Origin of the sequence: Psychrobacter sp. SC65A.3 (assembly GCF_025642195.1) — a bacterium.
In the GTDB taxonomy this organism is placed as follows: domain Bacteria; phylum Pseudomonadota; class Gammaproteobacteria; order Pseudomonadales; family Moraxellaceae; genus Psychrobacter; species Psychrobacter cryohalolentis.
The window spans coordinates 2,066,645-2,087,470 of the sequence record NZ_CP106752.1 but is presented as its reverse complement, the minus strand read 5'-3'; the positions used below and the strand labels follow the sequence as shown (position 1 = coordinate 2,087,470).

Annotated in this window: 16 protein-coding genes; 4 read left to right on the top strand and 12 right to left on the bottom strand. The window is 43.2% G+C overall.

Going from position 1 to position 20,826, the window contains the following annotated elements; all coding sequences use genetic code 11:
* The first annotated feature begins 110 nt into the window (after positions 1 to 110).
* Complete coding sequence (gene acnB, locus OEG80_RS08750; RefSeq protein WP_149410045.1) at positions 111 to 2,714, top strand: bifunctional aconitate hydratase 2/2-methylisocitrate dehydratase; 2,604 nt, start codon at positions 111 to 113, stop codon at positions 2,712 to 2,714.
* A gap of 224 nt (positions 2,715 to 2,938) precedes the next feature.
* Entirely contained in the window at positions 2,939 to 3,382 is a 444-nt protein-coding gene (locus tag OEG80_RS08745) for a PACE efflux transporter (RefSeq protein WP_262881117.1), read from the top strand.
* Between the two features lie 115 nt (positions 3,383 to 3,497).
* Here the strand turns inward: OEG80_RS08745 and OEG80_RS08740 are convergent, their stop codons facing one another.
* Positions 3,498 to 4,295 carry an enoyl-CoA hydratase/isomerase family protein gene (locus OEG80_RS08740; protein ID WP_149410046.1) on the bottom strand — a complete coding sequence of 266 codons (798 nt, stop codon included), beginning with the start codon at positions 4,293 to 4,295 and terminating at the stop codon, positions 3,498 to 3,500.
* A gap of 440 nt (positions 4,296 to 4,735) precedes the next feature.
* On the opposite strand from OEG80_RS08740, the gene OEG80_RS08735 reads away from it, so the two are divergent.
* A complete protein-coding gene (locus OEG80_RS08735) occupies positions 4,736 to 5,548 on the top strand; it encodes an alpha/beta fold hydrolase (protein WP_263240397.1) in 813 nt (270 codons plus the stop codon).
* A 123-nt stretch (positions 5,549 to 5,671) separates the two neighbouring features.
* Here the strand turns inward: OEG80_RS08735 and OEG80_RS08730 are convergent, their stop codons facing one another.
* The 10 genes from OEG80_RS08730 to OEG80_RS08685 all read right to left on the bottom strand — a co-directional run bounded on the left by OEG80_RS08730 (position 5,672) and on the right by OEG80_RS08685 (position 18,482).
* Complete coding sequence (locus tag OEG80_RS08730; RefSeq protein WP_020443048.1) at positions 5,672 to 6,751, bottom strand: HpcH/HpaI aldolase/citrate lyase family protein; 1,080 nt, start codon at positions 6,749 to 6,751, stop codon at positions 5,672 to 5,674.
* Positions 6,752 to 6,828: 77 nt separating this feature from the next.
* On the bottom strand, positions 6,829 to 8,010 hold the full coding sequence (locus OEG80_RS08725; RefSeq protein WP_263240396.1) for a cysteine protease StiP family protein: 1,182 nt from the start codon (positions 8,008 to 8,010) through the stop codon (positions 6,829 to 6,831).
* 81 nt (positions 8,011 to 8,091) lie between these two features.
* Positions 8,092 to 8,910: an HAD hydrolase family protein gene (locus tag OEG80_RS08720; RefSeq protein ID WP_263240393.1), complete on the bottom strand. Its 819-nt coding sequence runs from the start codon at positions 8,908 to 8,910 to the stop codon at positions 8,092 to 8,094.
* Positions 8,911 to 9,453: 543 nt separating this feature from the next.
* Positions 9,454 to 10,425, bottom strand: a complete 972-nt coding sequence (locus tag OEG80_RS08715; protein ID WP_263240391.1) for a peptide ABC transporter ATP-binding protein — start codon at positions 10,423 to 10,425, stop codon at positions 9,454 to 9,456.
* A complete protein-coding gene (locus OEG80_RS08710; RefSeq protein WP_263240390.1) occupies positions 10,422 to 11,498 on the bottom strand; it encodes an ABC transporter ATP-binding protein in 1,077 nt (358 codons plus the stop codon). The genes OEG80_RS08715 and OEG80_RS08710 overlap by 4 nt, the downstream gene beginning before the upstream one ends.
* Positions 11,498 to 12,412, bottom strand: a complete 915-nt coding sequence (locus tag OEG80_RS08705; RefSeq protein WP_133105167.1) for an ABC transporter permease — start codon at positions 12,410 to 12,412, stop codon at positions 11,498 to 11,500. The genes OEG80_RS08710 and OEG80_RS08705 overlap by 1 nt, the downstream gene beginning before the upstream one ends.
* A 235-nt stretch (positions 12,413 to 12,647) precedes the next feature.
* The gene (locus OEG80_RS08700) at positions 12,648 to 13,664 is read right to left on the bottom strand and encodes an ABC transporter permease (protein ID WP_263240389.1); all 1,017 of its coding nucleotides are present in this window, start codon (positions 13,662 to 13,664) and stop codon (positions 12,648 to 12,650) included.
* Between the two features lie 212 nt (positions 13,665 to 13,876).
* Positions 13,877 to 15,520 carry an ABC transporter substrate-binding protein gene (locus OEG80_RS08695; RefSeq protein WP_149492789.1) on the bottom strand — a complete coding sequence of 548 codons (1,644 nt, stop codon included), beginning with the start codon at positions 15,518 to 15,520 and terminating at the stop codon, positions 13,877 to 13,879.
* Positions 15,521 to 15,996: 476 nt separating this feature from the next.
* Positions 15,997 to 17,274, bottom strand: a complete 1,278-nt coding sequence (locus tag OEG80_RS08690) for a phosphoribosyltransferase domain-containing protein (RefSeq protein ID WP_263240387.1) — start codon at positions 17,272 to 17,274, stop codon at positions 15,997 to 15,999.
* Positions 17,275 to 17,318: 44 nt separating this feature from the next.
* A complete protein-coding gene (locus OEG80_RS08685) occupies positions 17,319 to 18,482 on the bottom strand; it encodes an ATP-grasp domain-containing protein (RefSeq protein WP_263240385.1) in 1,164 nt (387 codons plus the stop codon).
* A 309-nt stretch (positions 18,483 to 18,791) separates the two neighbouring features.
* On the opposite strand from OEG80_RS08685, the gene OEG80_RS08680 reads away from it, so the two are divergent.
* Positions 18,792 to 20,075, top strand: coding sequence for a TerD family protein (locus OEG80_RS08680; RefSeq protein ID WP_149410051.1), 1,284 nt, complete (start codon positions 18,792 to 18,794; stop codon positions 20,073 to 20,075).
* A gap of 128 nt (positions 20,076 to 20,203) precedes the next feature.
* On the opposite strand, the gene OEG80_RS08675 is transcribed toward OEG80_RS08680, so the two are convergent.
* Positions 20,204 to 20,812: a TerD family protein gene (locus OEG80_RS08675; RefSeq protein ID WP_011513115.1), complete on the bottom strand. Its 609-nt coding sequence runs from the start codon at positions 20,810 to 20,812 to the stop codon at positions 20,204 to 20,206.
* Between the last annotated feature and the right edge of the window lie 14 nt (positions 20,813 to 20,826).

The following is a 20,826-nucleotide window of genomic DNA, read 5'->3' as shown; positions in this document are numbered from 1 at the left end:
TTTAAGCTATGATTGCACGGATAATTATTCCATCTAGTATATAGACGCAGGCGGTCATGCTGACTACCCACGTAATGTGCTAATACTCCCAACTGACGAGGACGACTATTGTGTTAGAAGCTTATCGTAAACATGTCGAAGAACGTGCTGAGCTAGGAACGGTTCCGCTACCACTGAACGAAAAACAAGTAGCAGAGTTGGTTGAACTACTAAAGAATCCACCAGCGGGCGAAGATGCGTTCTTGATGGACTTGCTCGAAAATCGTATTCCTGCCGGTGTTGACCAAGCTGCTTACGTTAAAGCGGCATTTTTAGCAGCGATCCTTAAGGGTGAAGCGACCTCTTCACTAGTAAGTAAGAAAAAAGCGGTTCAAATCTTGGGTACGATGCAAGGTGGTTACAACGTTCAACCGCTAGTTGCTGCTCTTGATGATGCGGAAGTCGCGCAAGAAGCTGCCGATGCGTTGAAAAAAACCTTGCTAGTATTTGACGCATTCAATGATGTGACCGAAAAAGCAGAAGCGGGCAATACTATTGCTAAAGAAGTCGTTCAATCTTGGGCTGACGCTGAGTGGTTCTTGAGCCGTGACGCTGTACCAGCAAAGACGACTTACACGACATTTAAAATCACTGGCGAAACCAATACCGATGATTTGTCTCCTGCACAAGATGCGTGGAGCCGACCTGATATCCCATTACATTCATTAGCAATGCATAAAAACTCTCGCGATGGCATTACTGCTGACGAAGAGGGCGTTATCGGTCCGATGAAACAGATCGAAGCGTTAAAAGAAAAAGGTCATCCATTAGCCTATGTTGGCGACGTGGTAGGTACGGGTTCTAGCCGTAAATCTGCGACCAACTCAGTACTGTGGTTGATGGGTGATGATATCCCTAACGTGCCAAACAAACGTGGCGGCGGTCTAGTACTAGGTAATAATATTGCACCTATCTTCTTTAATACTATGGAAGATTCTGGCGCATTACCAATCGAAAAAGTAGCCGTTGATAACCTAAACATGGGCGATGTCTTTGACATCTATCCGTATGATGGCAAAATCACTAAGCATGATTCTGATGAAGTACTGTCAACCTTTAAGCTAAACTCGCCAACTTTGCTTGACGAAGTTCGTGCGGGTGGTCGTATTCCGTTAATCGTTGGTCGTGGTCTGACCAATCGTGCTCGTGAATATATGGGTCTTGGTCATTCAGACGTATTTGCTAAGCCAGAAGAGCCAGTTGATACCGGCAAAGGCTTTACACTAGCGCAGAAAATGGTTGGTAAAGCTTGTGGCCTGCCAGGCGTTCGTCCTGGTATGTACTGTGAACCAAAAATCACTACTGTCGGCAGTCAAGATACCACTGGTCCGATGACCCGTGATGAGCTAAAAGACTTAGCCTGCCTAGGTTTCCAAGCAGACTTAGTGATGCAGTCATTCTGTCACACGGCTGCTTATCCAAAGCCAGTTGACATCGAAACTCAGCATACACTACCTGACTTTATTATGAACCGAGGCGGCGTGAGCTTACGTCCAGGTGATGGTATTATTCACTCGTGGCTGAACCGTATGCTACTTCCGGATACCGTTGGTACTGGTGGTGACTCGCATACGCGTTTCCCAATCGGTATCTCATTTCCAGCCGGTTCTGGTCTAGTAGCGTTTGCTGCTGCGACTGGTGTTATGCCACTTGATATGCCTGAATCTGTCCGTGTCCGTTTCATCGGTGAGCGTCAAGCCGGTATCACCTTACGTGACTTAGTCCATGCAATTCCTTATCAAGCGATTAAAGAAGGTCTGTTAACCGTTGATAAGAAGGGTAAAATCAACGAGTTTAACGGTCGTATTTTAGAAATCGAAGGTTTAGAAGATTTAACCGCTGAACAAGCGTTTGAATTGTCTGATGCTTCAGCTGAGCGTAGTGCTGCTGGTTGTACGATTACTCTATCTGAAAAGTCAGTTGCCGAGTATCTAACGTCGAACATCACATTATTAAAATGGATGATCTCAGAAGGTTACGGCGATGCACGTACGATTAGCCGTCGTATCGAAGGTATGCAAGAGTGGTTGGCTAATCCAAGCCTGATGCGTGCTGATGAAGATGCAGAATATACCATCGATATGGTTATCGATATGTCTGAAATCAAAGAGCCGATTCTTTGCTGCCCGAACGATCCAGATGATGCAAAAACATTGGCTGATGTCGCTGGTGACACCATTGATGAAGTATTCATTGGTTCATGTATGACTAACATCGGTCATTTCCGCGCTGCCGGCAAATTGCTAAAAGATGTCCCAGCAGGTAGCTTGCAAACACGTCTATGGATTGCGCCGCCAACCAAAATGGACGCGCGTCAGTTGATGGAAGAAGGTTATTATAATATTTATGCACAAGCCGGCGCTCGTACAGAGATGCCAGGTTGTTCATTATGTATGGGTAACCAAGCACGTATTGCACCGAATTCTACTGCCGTTTCGACTTCTACCCGTAACTTCCCGAACCGTTTAGGTCAAGGTGCTAACGTATATCTAGCATCAGCTGAATTGGCTTCTGTTGCTGCGGTACTTGGTAAATTACCAACCAACGAAGAGTATCAGCAGTACGCTGGCATGCTTGACAGTATGGGCGAAGAGGTGTATCAATACATGAACTTCGACCGTATGGAAGACTATACTGAAGAAGCTGATAAGATCAACGTTGCTCAGTTGAGCTAATTTTGGTCAAATCTTAAATGCTTTGAAGTTTTCAAAAACCCTGTATCGTCATGATGCGGGGTTTTTTGCTGTGAGCAATGGCTGGTTTCTCTTATTATCTTATGTATAATATGGGAGCAGGCGGAAACCGTGGCTCTGTATGTTATTTCTCCTTTTCTATCTCGGGACGGACCGATACTTTGATAGGCACTTTTTGTTTGCAATCAAGTGCTTTGGAGTTTTGGTTGATTACTTTATCCCCCATCAAACGTCGCATCTTCTATGTGACTGTCTTTGAAATCATTGCTATCATTTCATCTACCTTGGTTCTTATGCTGTTGAGTAACAGCAGCGCCGCAGAATCTCTACCAGTTGCCGTGATGGTCTCATTGGCAGCGGTGATTTGGAATTTTATTTACAATACGGCATTTGAAAACTGGGAACGTCGTAAGCAGGTGCCGCAGCGCACGTTATTGGTACGTAGTGCCCATGCGATAGGTTTTGAAGGCGGCTTGGTTTTGATTTGCCTGCCGGTGTATATGATTTGGTACGATGTTGGTTTTATCAAAGCCTTTATGATGGAAGCCGTGCTACTGCTGTTTTTCTTGGTTTATACTTTTTTCTTTACCTTGGGTTTTGACAAAATATTTACCTTACCACATCACTATAAAAGTGCTTCTGCTTCTTGATAAATAAAGAGGTTAATGGAAATGGTTTTGTCCATTAATTATATAATTTATTCAAAAAAGGCTGCACCTTGGCAGCCTTTTTAATGATATTGCAAAGAACAATGTCATCAGCGTACTATTTACCTTGATAAACGGGCTTACGCTTTTCCATAAATGCGGTAATACCTTCTTTAAAATCATCGGTTTTAGCAAGCATCGTTTGTTGTTCTACTTCCATATCCAATGCTTCATTAAGATCCATATAGGCATGAGTATTAATCATGTGCTTCATCGATGCCAATGCTTTGCCGGGTAGATTACTCAGACGCGTTGCCAATGCCAGTACGCTCGCATCAAGCTCATCGTTACTAACCACATCGTTGACTAAGTTTAAGCGTGCCATATCTTCCGCTTTGAGCTTATCGCCAAGCATGACCATTTCAGTCGTTTTTGCGACGCCAATCAATTGATTCAATAAGTAAATACCACCAGCATCTGGAATCAGACCAATATTGACAAAAGCTTGTACAAATTTGGCATTTTCAGCGGCAATACGAAAGTCACAAGTCAGCGCCAAGTTCATGCCAGCACCAGCAACGGCACCTTCTAATTTGGCGATAATAGGCTTATGAATATTACGCAGCTTTAAGCTAATCTCAGCGACTTCACCAACCATAAAGTTCAGCTTATCCGATAATGCCTCGCTTTCCATACCGTTTTCTAACATCTCACCGATATGCCCGCCACTTGAAAAATTATTGCCAGCGCCCTGCAAAACGATGACTCGTACTTGCTCATCTTCATCGGCTTTGGTCAATGCTGCCATCATGGCGTCTTTGAGTACCGTGCTAAAGGCGTTCAAGGTTTTAGGATCGTTCATTGTGATGGTAGCGATATGGTTTTCGGCTTGGTATTCGACGAGAGCTTGTGACATTTTGGATATCCTTAAGATGATGTTCTAAATAATGATTGCAATAAAATACTGGTATAGTCATGTTTGAATAAAAGAAATATACATATTATAAAGCACTACTGAGGTTAATTTTTCTTGCTTTCTGTGCCTGCGCAGACAGAGGCTGCGAATAATTAATCTCAGTAGTGTTGTATTCTTTTAAAATTGGATCAACTATATCGGCAGTAAGTAAAACAAATAGGGCAATACTAATTACTATAGCAGTTTGAGCTTATTATAAAAGCGAGATTTGTGCGCGCTTAAGGCACGTTTTGAATAACATTTTTTGCTGCTATCACTATTGCCAAAGGTATAAAACCTATCATTCAAAAATAAGGCTACTATCTGTAAGAGGGTTGAATTATTCTAGAAGACAGATTTCAAAAGGTTTTATTTTTTATCACACTAACAAGGAAGTGGTTATGCCAATGATTCATGTCAATGATATCGATATTTATTATGAAGACAGCGCACCAAACGATAAGCAAAAGCCCATCATGGTATTCGCCCATGGTTTGCTATGGAATACGCGTATGTTTGACAAGCAAGTCGAGTATTTTAAAGCGGGTTATCGCTGTATTGCGTTTGATTTTCGGGGACAAGGTCAGTCTGAAATTACCAAATCTGGCTATGATATGGAAACCTTAACTGAAGATACGCTGGCGTTGTTAGATGCGCTAGATATTCAGCAGTGTCATTTTTTAGGACTATCAATGGGTGGATTTGTCGCCCAACGTATTGCGTTAAAGCGTCCTGAATTATTGCTATCACTGACGCTGCTTGAAACCTCTGCTGATCCTGAAGATCCTAAAAACGTGCCACAGTACCGCAAGCTGATTAAAGCCATTCGTTGGTTGGGCATGAAGCGTGTCAGCCAAAAAGTAATGCCCATTATGTTTGGTAGCAGTTTTTTAGCAGATAAATTGCGTAAAGCTGACCGTAGAGAGTGGTTGTCTATGTTGCAAAGCAATCGTAAGGGCGGGGTCATCAAGGCAACTACTGGCGTGATTGAGCGCTCTGCAACGTATGATCAGCTCAGTGATATCAAGACGCCGACGCTTATAATTGTTGGCGATGAAGATGTGGCAACACCGTATGCAAAAGCTGAGCGCATGCACTTTGCGATAGCAGGCTCTAAGCTGGTGGTGATTAAAGGTGCAGGGCATACGGCAACGGTTGAAGAGCCGGAGCAAGTTAATAAAGCTATTAATAAGTTTCTAGTAAACTTTATATAGTGTTCATTGCGGATCTATATACCTGATATAACAGCGTTTATTATCGCAAAAAATGTAGTAAAAAAGCCGTTATCATGAATTTGATAACGGCTTTTTTAACGCTTTAAAAGGAGTGTTTACAACTTATAAGCGCGCTGTATAGTCGTTATTGCCATCATTAATGGTGCCAAAAACGTTAGCTCTATTGACGATTTCGGTTGCCCAAGCACGATGGGTAGCAGGCTCTAGCATAGTATTATTATATTTAAAGACCGCTTTTGCCTCGCTATGTAATATCGCCTGTGCCTCATCTAAAGTGCTAAGCGGTACGCAGTATGCTTGCTGTACCAAAGCAATCTGACTTGGATGAATAACGGTTTTTCCGACCAACCCCAAGCTGACATCACGCGTCAACTCTTGCATAAATAACGTAGGCTCATCCAAATACTCAAACACTGGCGCCGACAGATAAAAGCCATGGGGTACAAAACAGCCAAGCAGCTGGTAGGCTAGTGTACCAACAGGTGTATCATAGACAAGGCTATTCTTAGGACGGCGCAAACGCAGTGCTGCAAATAAATCATTACCACCAATACGCAAAGCAAATACCGGCTGGCTAAAAGCTTCTTTAAAACCAATCGCCAGCTCTTGATTATGATGTGGATTAAACAACGCTGCCGTTTCAAGCGTCGGCATTAATAGCATGTCAGTACTAAGATTCTGGCATGCCATGCGCCAATTAGATAGACTGTACATATCGACTTTTGGCATCACAAAGCCATCAATCAAATCAATATGGGTAAAGCCCGATAACTGCTCTAACATGGCAGGATGGCGCGGACGTACAAATACCAACGGACGCGTTGGCTGCTCAGTCTGTATCTTGGTTTGTTGTGTTTCAGCTTGCTGTGTCGGCTCATTGATACTATCAACGTGCGTCGCCCACGTATACAGCAGCGTCTGCAAGCGCTCAAGTGCCAACTCAACATCATTGTGGCTGACCGCATCTTCTAGACAGATGATAATACTATTAATCGTCGGTAATTTATCACGCTTGATCACTTGCCAGATATCTTGGCGCGTCGCTGGCATATATAAGCTCGCTCCCAACTGATACGGATGATGCATGTTAGGCTTGAGCATAGCATGACGCTCAGTAATCAGATGCGCGTAAGACTGGGTGTTTTGATAAAGGTGGGACTCGTTTTTTGGCATATCTGACATAATGGGCATCGTAAATAGTGGTAAATGAATGGGTCTAAAAGTATAGTTTCAAGATTAGGTAGAAAGATAAGGAGTTATTAATCGTCTGTAGCGCGCTGCTTAATAAGGGTAATCGCTTGATAAGGCAGTATTTTATCACCTAGTACGCTAATAGCGATATGTCGCTGTGTACATAAATGCCTTAATAATATAGTGTCGGGGTGCTCAGCGCTCGCTAACAAAATACGTTCAGGGTCGCGGCGTAGTATCGCGCGTGTCGCCTCAGCAATGGTCGGCTTAATACGATTGCGGTTGCTAATACCATACTCAGCAGCCAAGCTATCGACTAATTCGGCCGTTTGATAGCGAGGTTGCTTATGTGTTGGCAAGCATTTCAAAGGCGTGTTTAATATACGCCTTGTCGCATCGATACAATCAATAAAGGCCAGACTATGATCTGCACTGATCAAATTATCATAAAAGACACTGCGATGCAGCCCCAATTCCGGCTCAGTATATAAACTGCGTGATATAAGCCCTGATACAGTACTATTTAATAAACCTGACGGAATCAACCAGTCATCGATACTAGCAGCCAGCCAAGCAACACCAGCCGGATCAGCAAGGGTCAGTAGCGGTATAACATCCTGATCTTGATGGAAAATATTGGCAAAGTTAGGGTGGTTAGGATCGGCAAAGGCTTTTAGACTATGCGCCAGTTCTTGATAAATCGCCCCTTTACCCGTCCAACCATCGACAAATACAATCGGGCTATGAGGATGATTATTTAATATCATTTTTAATGCAACTGGATCAAGACCACGATCTCGTATAATACTGACGCCATAATGCACACTTGGTAGAGAGTAGCTGCTATCGGCAGTTGCTAATGCGCGTTGTAACAGCACGCCTATTGGTAAACCGGCACGCACAAGACTGACTAATATTAACGGGCGCTCATTATTGACGTTTGGCTGAAAAACTTGCTGTAGCGTATAGGCCAAATTGGTAATATCAGTCGCTGCTCTTACTTTTCCCTGCTCTAACGCCTCGATATATAGCTGCTCATGCATGGCACTTGGCGCGTCTTCCAAGGTCAGCATATCAGAGTAATGACGCTGCCCACTTTGAATCAGTGCTTCTTTTTGACTGACAGGCACATCAGCAACGGCATCTTTATCAACGATATTGAGCAGCACAGTGACATCGCTAGCAAGATAGCTGCCTGAGCCATATTGTGATAAATCGGCTGTTTTAATATTAGAATGGATTGAGGTCATAGTAGAAATAGTTGTACTCGTTTGATGACGGTTTAATAATAGATTAATAGCAGAATATCATTTAATAAAAGGTAGCGCTCATCATTTAGCTGCAAATTTCTCATGTAGCTGTCCATGATTGGGCATGCCGTACCAGTCAAGTAATTGCAGAAATGGCAGATCTGCCAGACTGTCACCAAAACCGAAGCTTGGGCGCTGATGATCCAAATGCTGTTCCAATAAAAATTGTACCGCATGACGTTTATGAATAGCATGCGGCAATATTGCTAAATTATTAGCATTCACATGCACATAAAAAATCTCATCAAAATCTGGTATGAGCGTTGGTAATTGTGTGGCTAACTCTGCCAATGCTTTATGGTCTTTTTGTCTGTGTTTGATCGCTATATAAATGGTCATCTCGCTATCGATAAAAGTATCGGTATGCGGGGTTAACTTTAAATCGTTATGAGTACTATCGCTTTCTGGTCTATAACTATTGACCAATTCAGTCAGCTGACTGAGCTTATCTTGTACTGGAGCAAGCGCGTTATACATATGCTGCTGCCACGTGCTTAGTAGCTCACCATCAGACGCTAAAATGACCGCGCCATGGGTCAATACTTGCCAGCTATTAAAAGGCAGTTTGACGCGTTTAATTTCTTGACGATCACGTGCTGTGACAGCTATCAATTCAGTACTGGCAAATAGCCAATTAAAAAAGACCGCTTGGCGCTGACTCATAAAGCTTAACGGCTCACCTTGTTTATTGATGGTGGCGCAAACCAAATTTTCAGGTTCAGTAGTGGGTAATTCCCATGCATCAATTTTACGCTGAGTTTGAAAGAGCGTATCGTCCAAATCCATTAGCGCATATGGCTTTACAATGTTTGGACTAGACTGGAAAAATGGGAAGGTCATTATGTTTTCCAAAGATAAAATGATGATAAGACTGTTTATAGATGGCTTGGATACGAATTTGTAAAGGAGGTGCAGCGCTGATTTTTAAAACTGAGCATTACCTATTTATCAGACTTTAGCCAAATGCAGACAGTATAACGATAATCATAAAAAAGGTCAGAATAAATCGGTAATAAAAGTGCAGAATTATCGCAAGAGGATTGGCTTTAACCAATTTTGGATTGGATAGATAAGCTTAAATGACAGAGTTTAAAAATGGCTTGTGGCTGATTATAACCATCGATTTAATAAACTCAGAAAATTCAGTGTGAAATTTTCCGAGTTTATTAAAGTGAGGTTTCTTGAATAATAGGACGGTATTAAACTGATAGAGTCGATTCCAAATAAAATAGATACGCTATATTGCAACGCGGAACTGGTATGAATTTTTCTGGCGTGCTGTGCCTACGCCGACAGAGGCTGCGTAAAATTTATTCCAGTCCCGCTGTATCGTTTTAATACTGAATTCACTATAGAGACAATAGTTATGAAGTCAGCACCCAATTATCCATATATTTCTTCTAACCTTAGGCAAGAGACTAATCGTCCTTCCCATTCACGTAGCTCAGGTTCAATTTCGCTACATATTGGTTTGGCATAGGGGCAGCGTTTATGAAGTGCGCAGCCACTTGGAGGGTTAAGCGGACTAGGTAATTCGCCTTGTAGAGTCAGCTCTTTTTTATGACCCGTCACTGAGGGCGCTGCTGAGAGTAAAGCGATGGTATAAGGGTGTTTAGGATCATTATAAATAGCATCTTTAGCACCGTGCTCAACGGCTTTGCCTAAATACATGACCATCACGTCATCTGCTACGTGGCGTACGACAGAAAGGTTGTGCGAGATAAAGACATAGGCAGTATGATATTCATCTTGCAAATCCATAAATAGATTCAGTACTTGCGCCTGAATAGAGACGTCGAGTGCTGACGTCGGCTCATCAGCGACGACAATTTTAGGATTAAGCATCATGGCACGGGCAAGAGCAATACGTTGGCGCTGACCGCCAGAAAACATATGCGGATAGCGCCCCGTATGCTCAGGACGCAAACCAACGTGCTTCATCATTGCATGGACTTTGGTGCGTTTTTCATCTTTACTCAGCGTGGTATGAATGTCTAACGGTTCGGTGAGCTGAAAACCAATGGTATGACGTGGGTTGAGACTGCCATAAGGGTTTTGGAACACCATCTGAATCTCAGTACGCAAGTTCTTAAGCGCACTTCTGCTATAACTAGTAGTTGCCTCATTGTTAATAAACAACTCGCCACTGGTAGGTTCTTCTATTAAAGTCAGCTGACGAGCTAAAGTAGACTTTCCACATCCTGACTCACCAACGACTGCGAGAGTTTTCCCTGCTTCTAGCTCAAATGAGATGCCATTTAGCGCCTTGACGAATGCTTTACCTTTCCCTAAGCCTAGAGACACCTGATAGTGTTTATGTAGATTATCTGCCTTTAAGACAATTTTATTACTCATGTTGCAGACTCCAGCGTAGCGGTTTGAGCAGTCCGAGTAGGATGTTCAGGAAGGGTGGCGTGAATACAGCGGACTTCGCCATTTGGGGTTGCTAAAATGGGTGGTGGCACCTCACAAGCAGGCTCTTTGTATGGGCAACGTGGTGAGAGCAGACAGCCTGTAGGCCTGTCATATTGGCTTGGCACCACACCTGGTAAGCTATTTAATCTATCTTGTCCAACAGCCAGTTCAGGAATCGCCTGTAGTAGCGCTTCGGTATAAGGGTGCGCAGGTTTTTGGAATATCTCTGGCACTGTACTGGTCTCGACCACTTGACCGGCATACATGACAGCGACATCACGAGCGTTTTGTGCGACTAAGCCCAAGTCATGAGTGATGAGCACCATTGCCATTCGCTTTTCACGTTGTAAGCGACTGAGTAAATCCATGATTTGAGCCTGAACGGTAACGTCGAGAGCGGTCGTCGGTTCATCAGCGATAAGCAGTTTTGGCTCGCAAGCCAGTGCCATCGCAATCATGACCCGTTGACTCATACCACCTGAGAGTTGGTGCGGATAGACCCGTAGGCGATTCTTAGCATCTGGCATCTCAACCAGCTCTAATAATTCTAAAAGACGCTGCCGTACTGCTGCTCCGCGCAAGCCAAGATGGGTGGTCAATACCTCGCCCATTTGCATCTCGACCGTAAAGCTTGGATTCAGGCATGACATGGCATTTTGAAATATCATCGAGATATCTTTACCGATAATCTTGCGCTTTTGTTTTGCTGGCATAGTGAGGAGTTCTTTACCATCAAAGTTAAGACGATCAGCAACGACAGTGGCAGAAGAGGGTAATAAACCCATCAGTGCCATCATAGTGACCGATTTACCAGAGCCTGATTCACCGACAACCGCGACGACTTCTCCTTGTTTTATTTTTAAAGAGACATCATCGACCGCACGGAATGCTCGTGCTCCTTCTCCAAAAGTCACCGATAGATGCTCAATATCGAGCAGTAATGAATTATCTGTGGCAAGGCTATTCGCTATTGAGCTATTCACGTCAGAGCTATTTACTTGAAAATCGTTCATTAGGACACCTGCTTCAATTTTGGATCTAAGGCATCACGCAGACCATCACCCGTTAGATTGATGGACAATGCGGCTAAGAAAATCGCCACACCCGGCCAAATCGCTAACCATACATTACTCTGGATATATTGACGAGCAGTACCTAACATCGCGCCCCACTCAGCATCAGGTGGCTGAACACCGAAACCTAAGAAACCAATCGCGCCCGCTTCCAAGATAGCAGTAGAGAAAATCATGGTCGCTTGGACGATTAATGGCGCCATACAGTTGGGTAATATCGTGATAAATAATAATCTTAAGACGCCTGCGCCCATGACTTGTGAGGCAATAAAATACTCACGTTGTAGCTCAACCATTGCCGTCGCGCGAGTCAACCTGATAAAAGGCGGTGTACATACCAAGGCAATGGTAATGATGGTGTTGGTCATCGAAGGCCCTAAGATAGCGGCAATGATGATAGCAAGCAGTAAACTTGGGTAAGACATCAAGATATCATTTACTAGCATGACCGCTTTGCCCCAAACCTTAGGCCAAAAGGCAGCACTTAGCCCTAAAGATACGCCTACAATCATCGCTATCGAAGTAGCACTGATGCCAATAAATAATGAATAACGTGCGCCGTGCATGACGCGCGAGAGCGTATCACGACCGGCATCATCGGTGCCCAAAAAGAACATCGAATCACCGCCACTAAAGAAGGAGGGCGGCAACTGCTCTTTACCGGTGAATAATTCATAAGGGTCATAAGGGGCAATGGTAGGGGCCAAGATTGCGACGATGACCATCAGCATCAAGACTATAAAACCCAGTACCGCGCCTTTATTTCGGCAAAAGGTGTATAAAAACAGCTGCCAAGAAGTCGGCGGCTTAGGCGCAACCGGAGCAATGTCAGAAGGAACTACAGAAGGCTTCATTGGATATTCCTTTAGTGAATCAGACCTTGTTTTACTCCACTGGCTTGCTTACTTTATTAGGATAAGTCGCTTATGGTTTCAGCTAACTTAGCATGCGCTTATCTTCTGTAAGCTGAGTAATACAAACTTAGGGATACAAGATCTTTATGAGCACTATGGGTAATTATTAAAAACTATAAATAGCAATTGTCGATGCAATAACAATGCATCAAATGGGCTTCACCCTAACAATAGACTATGAAGAATGGCGAATTCTAGGATTAATAAATCCATATAAAATATCGATCATTAAGCTCACCAGAATCAGAGCAGTAGCGACCAATAAAATACCATTTTGTACAATGGGATAATCACGTGTAAAGAAGCCATCTAATAACCAGTTGCCGACACCCGGCCAACTAAAGATAGTCTCAGTGATAATGGCACCAGCCAGCAATGTTGCCATCTGTAATCCCACTACGGTTACTACGGTAATGAGCGCATTACGCATCACGTGAATTAAAATCACACGTTTTGGTGACAGACCTTTGGCTCTTGCAGTACGCACATAATCTTCATCCAATACTTCAAGTATCGCTGAGCGTGTCATACGAGCAATCATCGCTAAAGGAATGGTAGATAGGGCAACCGAGGGCAGGATGAAATGTTTGACAACGTTCCAAAAGGCGCCGGGCTCACCAGAGCTTAAAGAACCTAGTAGCCAAGACCCGTATAAAGGTTTGACGTCTAGGAACTGCGCGACAGAGATAACGCCAGAGACCGGTAGTAGACCTAGATAGTGGGCGAAAATACCCGTTAGGATAGGACCAAGTAAGTAGATCGGCATAGAGTAGCCGGCAAGTGCGCCAGACATTAAGGTATAGTCTAGCCAAGTACCACGGCGTAAGGCAGCCAAAATACCCAGACTAATACCAACGATACTCGCTATCGTAATCGCGCAAAGCGCCAGCTCTAATGTCGGCACAAAATGCGCAAAAAAATCCTGCAATATAGGCGTACGGGTGCGAAAGGATTCACCAAAGTTACCTTGCAGTATCCCAGTGAGATAATCCCAGTATTGTACGGGTAAGGGTTTGTCCAAACCAAGGCGGGCTAAAGCCTGCGCATGTAGCTCAGGATCAACCATGCGCTCTCCCATCATAATCTCAACTGCATCGCCAGGTACGAGGCGAATAAGAATAAAAGTCGATAGGGTTAAGCCGATATAGACGGGAACTAAGATTAAAATCCGGCGTAGAATATAAAGTAGCATAGCTCGGCTCGTTTTTATAGAAGTGGCTTTTACTAGCTATAGCTCAGGCTCAGACAAATACGGCTGGAACAGAATCTCTGAACCAGCCGCAAACGTATATAAAGCAATGACTATAGAATAAAAGGCGTCACTAGGGTTTGTTAGGTACTGGTATTGAATCTAATACCAGTACCTCATGAGATATTGGTATTAGCTAAGGCTATTTAATACAGCTATTCAATATCAACGCCATCAAAGCGAATGGAGCCGAGTGGGCTAATTTTGTAGTCTTTTACATTAGGGGTCGTTAATACCGTCACGACTGAGTTAGCAACTGTGGTCCAAGGTAGTTGGTCTTTAAAGATAACCTGAGCCTGCTTGTAATTGGCAATACGCTCATCTTGGTTGGTATTTGCACGCGCATCCATGACCAGCTTATCAAAGTCTTTATTACACCAGCGCGAGTAGTTGTTACCGTTAACCGCATCACAAGATAATAGAACGCCTAACCAGTTATCAGGATCGCCATTATCGCCTGTCCAACCGGCTAGGATCGCTTCAGGCTCGCCTTTACCCGCACGCTTTAGGTACTCGCCCCACTCATAAGTCACAAGCTTGGCTTTAACGCCAATTTTAGCCCAATCTGATTGAATCATTTCAGCCATTAGCTTGGCATTAGGGTTATAAGGGCGCTGAACGGGCATATACCATAAGTCGATTTCTAAATCTTTAGCACCTGCTTCAGCCAGTAGGGCTTTGGCTTTTTCAATATCGTAAGGCGCATCTTTGATCTCATCGTTATAGCCCCACTGCGTTGGTGGCATTGGGTTGCTTGCTTTGATACCAGAACCTTGATATACCGCATTGATGATGGCGTCTTTATTGATTGCCATATCAAGAGCGCGGCGAACATTGACATCTTTTAGGTCTGGTTTTTCAGTGTTATAGCCTAAGTAACCAACGTTAAATCCAGCATCATCCAGTACGTTTGCTTTGCCAGATTTTTTGGCAGAATCAACTTCAGATGGGTTGGCATAAGCGGAGACATTACATTCGCCTGCTTGTACCTTCTGTGCGCGAACCGCAGAATCTTTAGTGATGACAAAGACGAGGTTATCGATATGAATGTTGTCTTTGTTCCAATAGTCAGGATTTTTGGTATAACGAATCTGCGCATCTTTTTGATACGAAGTAAAGACGAAAGGTCCGGTACCGACTGGTTTGGTATTTAGATCAGCGGCATTGCCAGCGTCTTGTAACTGCTTAGCATACTCTGCAGAATGCACATAGGCGAACGGCATTGCTAGGTTTTGTAGGAATGGCGCGTTGGTCTCAGTCAGAGTGATTTTGACCGTATAATCATCGACTTTTTCTACTTTGTCGATAATATCAGGCAAACCCATACCTACTGAATACGGGAATTCAGCTGGATAGTCTTTATTAAAAGCAAAGCCTGTATCGGTGAGACGTTCGATAGTAAAGATAATGTCATCAGCGTTGAAGTCACGAGTTGGGGTGAAGTAATCGGTCTTGCCGAATTTGACGCCTTTACGTAGATTGAGTGTATAAGTCTTACCGTCTTCACTGATTTCCCAACTTTCGGCTAAGCCTGGCTCAATTTCGGTTTCGCCACGTTTAAACTGTACGATACCATTAAAAATAGGATAAGCACTGGCATCAAAGTCAGTACCTGCCGTATATTGCGCAGGGTCAAAGCCAGCAGGGCTACCTTCTGAACAGTAAATTAAGGTCTTAGCGGCTTTGGCATCGCTACCGGCATCTGCCGTTTTATCCGCAGTTTTATTGTCGCCGCTACAGGCGCTGACGCCTAGCGTTAAGGCTGCTAATAAGGTGAGCTTGAAAAATGGAGTTTGCACTGTGATTACATCCTGTATAAATCGTTAGATAATTATCGATTGATAGCACGACAACGACGTTAGACGCCGTTGATATCGAACTCTAATCGATAAACCTTTAATTCCTTTTAAAGTATTTATCAATTCAAATTATTTCAGGTCATGACAAATTATCAGAATTTGAGACACCCCAAAATGGTGTATCTCAAGTGTTTGGTCTTCTAATAGTTGATATGTTGACACTGAATAAGTAAATGAATAGACCGAATATATAGGTAAATATGAGGTTGTGCAAGGTGTCTACAGCGCAAATATGAATTTTTTTATGCTATGGACATCTTTTTTGTTATTGATGAGGTATTTAACCTCCGTAAAATCACAGGCATGTATGAGTAAACTTTGTTTTAGAAAGATATAATAAATATTCTGAAGATGTTCATATTACGGCTATGACAATCCATTATCAGTAGCTCGTAATATGCATGTTAAATGCACGTCTATTTAGGACTCACCACCAACACATTATCCAAACCTTTCCACATGGTATCCACACTATCAGCCGACGTTTCCACACATAATACAATCAAATCCCACTCATTTGGCTCAACGTTATAAGCAAAATTGGTCATACCAAGGCCATAATTATCACGAAAGCTTAACATCGTGCCAATACCGCTACCAAGTGCAATCGGCGAGCGGGTTAATGCGCTAAAATTCACCGTATTATTGCTGTTATCTAAATTCGTCTGTGTCTCAAGCCATTCCGCCAATAAAAATGGCAACCAGACAAATTCATTACTGCCCAATACCAATATTTTTTGTGGCAATTGAGCGTTATTAAATGCGTTTTGACCATCAAAACTTGCAAATGCAGTTTGGAAACTTGCTAGATAATCCGCAAAGCCATTCGTGCTATCTAGCGTTGGAAAGCGTCCCCAGTTACCGGTATTGCCCAAAGGTTGACTACCAGCTTCGGTCGTATCAACCGATGGCATAATGATAGGCTCAGGGTTGGGCGCATCAGTCCATTTCCAAGCGCCAGATAGTAAATGATGGCGGTGAAAATCAATATTTGGCAGGCGGGTGGCAATCGTATCATCGGCGTTAGCATCAGACTCATTTTGATTCTGATCTAGAGACCAATCAACCAAGGTTGTGAGATGCACTTGCTCTAGTTGGGCCAACCCAGCTTCACGTAATGCTGTGACGACATTAACGCAAGTATTACCCGTTGATGCTTCATCATCGACCATAATCAGCGTTTTACTAGCAAGTAGTTGCGCTTGCGTCATTTTATTGGCACTTTGATAAATCAGATGCTGACTGGCATGACTGTGGTCTTCGCTAAAAGTGGTCAATAAAGAATCGCTACTGTTGTCATCATGCTGGGCATGACGAGTAGAATTTAGCAGCAACGCTTGCGGATAGCGCGTTTGTAGCGCTTGGTGCACACCAGCAGATAATCCAACCGCCGTCTCTGCCATACCGATGACCAAAATCGGCTCAGGCAAATCATCAGGTATTAAGTTTGCCAAATCAGTAAAGGCATCACGCATGATGCTTGGTGCCACCGGAATATGACGACCTAACACTTTTGAGACAAACAAAAACGCCCGTTTTGGATTGATACGTTGAGCAAAATCAAGCAAATCTTCTAGCTGATAATGGCTGCTTTCTTTAAGGTCGTTGTTACCACTAGCAGCGTTGGTCTGATAGGTCAGATCAAGCGTACCGCGAGGTAAGGTGATGGTCGTGTTGTGTTGCTTATTTGGCATTCATATTCCTTCAGTCTTTCAATTTTTTATATCGTTAGTTTCACTTATTCAGCAGTATCTTCTTCAATTTTTACACTCACCATAATAGAACGTACTTGGCACGGTATAATTTGCTGTGCGATATCTGCCAGTTTCGGCTTCTTACTTAAACCGAGCCAATAAGCAAAACCAACTTGAGTTATATCTACACCGCTATGAGTGGTGTAATCAATACCACCAGAGGGGCGACTATTAATCTCAAGCACACGATGCTGACCATTATCATCCGCTTTAGTCTGGACACTAACGACACCATCACAGCCGAACGTTTTTATCAGTGGAATGACCACATCCATGACCGATTGCTCATAACCAATATGCTGAATTTTCCCCGTTTTATAACGAGTAATAGCAGCCAACACTTCGCCGTATTCACAGACGACATCGATAGAGTATTCTTGTCCTGATAAATAAGGCATCAGCAACATGGGAATCGGGCGCTCATGCACCATGAGACTGTTGGTATAAGCATTGATAAATTGTGCGGTATTGATTTTTTTCTCTTCGGTAAAGTATAGATGCTCAAAACTGTCGTATTGCTCACTTTCTTCTTTACCTGTCTCTTTAACTTTACCTAAGCGCCAAAATCCTTGGGCAAAAATCCCCGTCACTGGTTTGACACATAAAGGCTGATGACCATGGGTGGCAAGTAACGCTTCAAGCTCTGCGACAGTATCAAAGCGCCATGCATCTGCGACAGGGATATCATGCTCATGGCACTGCTGCATAAAGGCAAACTTATCATCGATGGATTCCAGTGCTGCAACGCTGGTCGCACCTGTCAATAAACGGATACCTGCTGCTGCAAATTTTTCGCGATGAGCTTCATAATCAATGCCATTGCGTCCAGTGAGTAACACTTTCACGTTGTTTTTCTGAGCTTGTTCTAACACAAATTGCCAACGTGGCATCAATGGCTCAACAGATTCAAGCATTGCTTGCTCATTGTTATCTGCGGTGCTAATAGAAGGCTCGCGGTAAACGCTATCGGCAAATTCAAAAATCTCAGGCCTATTATGACGATGTGAGGCAACGACATGAAAGGGCATGCTAGATTGAGCTTTTAGGGTTTGCAGGCTAGCTAACATATCACGCTGGCTTGACTGACCTTCAGCCAACCAAGCAGCGCTTAACTTTGTATGATGACTATTGTTAACAGGGTTATCCATAATTCTCTTTGCACTCTCTTAAATAATAGGGTTGTGGATCACTCGATATCGTCATCATAAAGTGATTAGCAATTTAATATATGATCGAATAATTTCAGACATGGCATTTATACATAACGGGCTCTATTATATACAAATGCTAGATGTTATAAATGTTTCCAATTAAATAGCATCAAGGATTTTTACTTTTTTTATGATGTTTTATAAGATGCTGGTTCTGATTAAGGTTGTAATGCCATCCATGCTACTATATGGCGATAGTTAACCTCACTCATATAAGTAAATAATAAATAACGTAAAGGATAAATGATGAGTCAACCTCAAGCTTTAATTGCAGGTGCTAACGCGCCGCTGCCAACGGATAATATTAGCATTCGTATTTTAAGCCAAAGCGCCATCGATTGCGCTGCATATCGCCTGACGACTGAAGGTAAAGTGCGCGGCGATGGCGATATGATATTTTATGGGCAGACGCGTAGCGATGATGGTAGCGTGAGCTTTCGCGGTCATGACAGTGATGGATTTTTTGATATCAATCTACCTGCGCAGCCAGCAAGTATTGAAAAGATTGCGTTAGCGTTTTCTAGTGCGCAGACGTTGGCTCAAGTCGGCGATGTAGATATTCAAGTACTACAAGGCAGTCAAGTGCTGATAACTTGTCAATTATCTGCTGCTGGGCGTAATGAAAAAGCGATCATCTTAGCGGAATGTTATCGTCGGCAGGGCAATTGGAAGTTTCGTTTTATCGCTCAAGGTTTTGAAGGTGGCTTAAAACCTTTATCTGAGCATTTCGGTGTAGAGATTGCCGATGAAGCACCAGCTCAAAGCCCTGTACAAAATCAGTCACAAGGGCAAACTCAGCCTATTAATACGCAGCGACCAATCAATACGCAAAAAGCTAGTAGTGCACCTCAGACAACTACGCCACCGCCGATTCCTGCTGGCTCTACCAATCCTTCAATCAACCTAAGTAAAATTACTTTAACCAAAAATCAATCTAGTATCAATCTCAAGAAACGTGATGATTTTGGCAAAATATCGGTTAACCTAGACTGGAACCAACGTCCAGATGTCAGCAAGCAAGCACCCAAAAAAGGGCTGCTCGGCGATTTATTTAAGCAGCATAAAGCTGATGGAATTGATCTCGATGTTGGTGCGATGATTCATCTGAAAAATGGTGAAAAAACGCTTATTCAAGCGTTGGGAAGTCGTTTTGGTAGCCTACAATCAGCGCCATACGTTTTATTGCGTGCCGATGATAGAACAGGACAGGTAAGCGGCGGTGAATGGCTAGATATCAATGGTCAGCAGTGGTCACAGATTGAAGAAGTATTTATCTTTGCTTTCATTTACGAAGGTGCACCAAATTGGGCGCAAACTGATGGGGTAGTGACTATTCATGTACCCGACCAGCCACCGATTGAAACGCGTTTGACAGAAGGTACAGGTAACTTACCGATGTGCGCCATTGCGCGTCTGGTCAATCAGCAAGGCAGTATCAACGTTGAACGTATCAACCAATACTTCAAAGGACATCAAGAGATGGACAAAGCCTTTAATTGGGGATTTAGCTGGAAACGTGGCAGTAAGTAATAGCTCTAAGGGTATTGTTAGCACACGTAAAAAAACAGCCTATCTAATAATAGATGGGCTGTTTTTCTATGAATCATTTTTATAAATGATAAAGCGGGACATTATTTCAAAAACGACACTTATGGATATTAAGCATGCGGGGTGATAGCAGGCATTAAGTCATGGAAAGTGCGACCAGTCGCCGTTTCACCGATGGCATGCATCTTCCACTCATTATTATGGCGATATACTTTTGCCATAATCATCGCCGTATGCGTACCTTGTGAGGACAGATTATAGCGTGCTACTTCAGTATTGTTATTGGCATTGACGATACGGCAAAACGCATTTTCTACTGTCTCAAACGTCTGACCAGTAAAGCTGTTGACGGTAAATACCAAGGATACTACGTTAGCTGGAACTTTTGATAAATCAACATTGATTACTTCATCATCACCATCGCCGTCACCGGTGCGATTATCACCAGTGTGCACGATACTGCCGTCTTTTGATTTTAATTGGCTAAACCAAATGGCATCAACTGGCTGTTTGTTGCTATCGAACATAATGCATGATGCATCTAAATCGATAGAATCGCCGCCACTACCACCACCGAATAATTTACCTAAGAATCCACCTTTTTTATCTTGTGGACCTTGGGCAACGTCCCAGCCTAAACCCAATTTTACTTGAGTAAGCTCGCCGCCTGCTTCTTTGCTTAGGGAGATTTTTTGACCCTTTTGTAAACTAACTGCCATGTGATAATCCTTAT

Coding starts and splice junctions, on each gene's coding strand:
- OEG80_RS08705 (WP_133105167.1), bottom strand. CDS start 12,412: ATGAAGCCTTCTGTAGTTCCTTCTGACATTGCTCCGGTTGCGCCTAAG.
- OEG80_RS08740 (WP_149410046.1), bottom strand. CDS start 4,295: ATGTCACAAGCTCTCGTCGAATACCAAGCCGAAAACCATATCGCTACC.
- OEG80_RS08725 (WP_263240396.1), bottom strand. CDS start 8,010: ATGACCTCAATCCATTCTAATATTAAAACAGCCGATTTATCACAATAT.
- OEG80_RS08700 (WP_263240389.1), bottom strand. CDS start 13,664: ATGCTACTTTATATTCTACGCCGGATTTTAATCTTAGTTCCCGTCTAT.
- OEG80_RS08730 (WP_020443048.1), bottom strand. CDS start 6,751: ATGTCAGATATGCCAAAAAACGAGTCCCACCTTTATCAAAACACCCAG.
- OEG80_RS08710 (WP_263240390.1), bottom strand. CDS start 11,498: ATGAACGATTTTCAAGTAAATAGCTCTGACGTGAATAGCTCAATAGCG.
- OEG80_RS08720 (WP_263240393.1), bottom strand. CDS start 8,910: ATGACCTTCCCATTTTTCCAGTCTAGTCCAAACATTGTAAAGCCATAT.
- OEG80_RS08680 (WP_149410051.1), top strand. CDS start 18,792: ATGAGTCAACCTCAAGCTTTAATTGCAGGTGCTAACGCGCCGCTGCCA.
- OEG80_RS08715 (WP_263240391.1), bottom strand. CDS start 10,425: ATGAGTAATAAAATTGTCTTAAAGGCAGATAATCTACATAAACACTAT.
- OEG80_RS08685 (WP_263240385.1), bottom strand. CDS start 18,482: ATGGATAACCCTGTTAACAATAGTCATCATACAAAGTTAAGCGCTGCT.
- OEG80_RS08690 (WP_263240387.1), bottom strand. CDS start 17,274: ATGCCAAATAAGCAACACAACACGACCATCACCTTACCTCGCGGTACG.
- OEG80_RS08735 (WP_263240397.1), top strand. CDS start 4,736: ATGCCAATGATTCATGTCAATGATATCGATATTTATTATGAAGACAGC.
- OEG80_RS08675 (WP_011513115.1), bottom strand. CDS start 20,812: ATGGCAGTTAGTTTACAAAAGGGTCAAAAAATCTCCCTAAGCAAAGAA.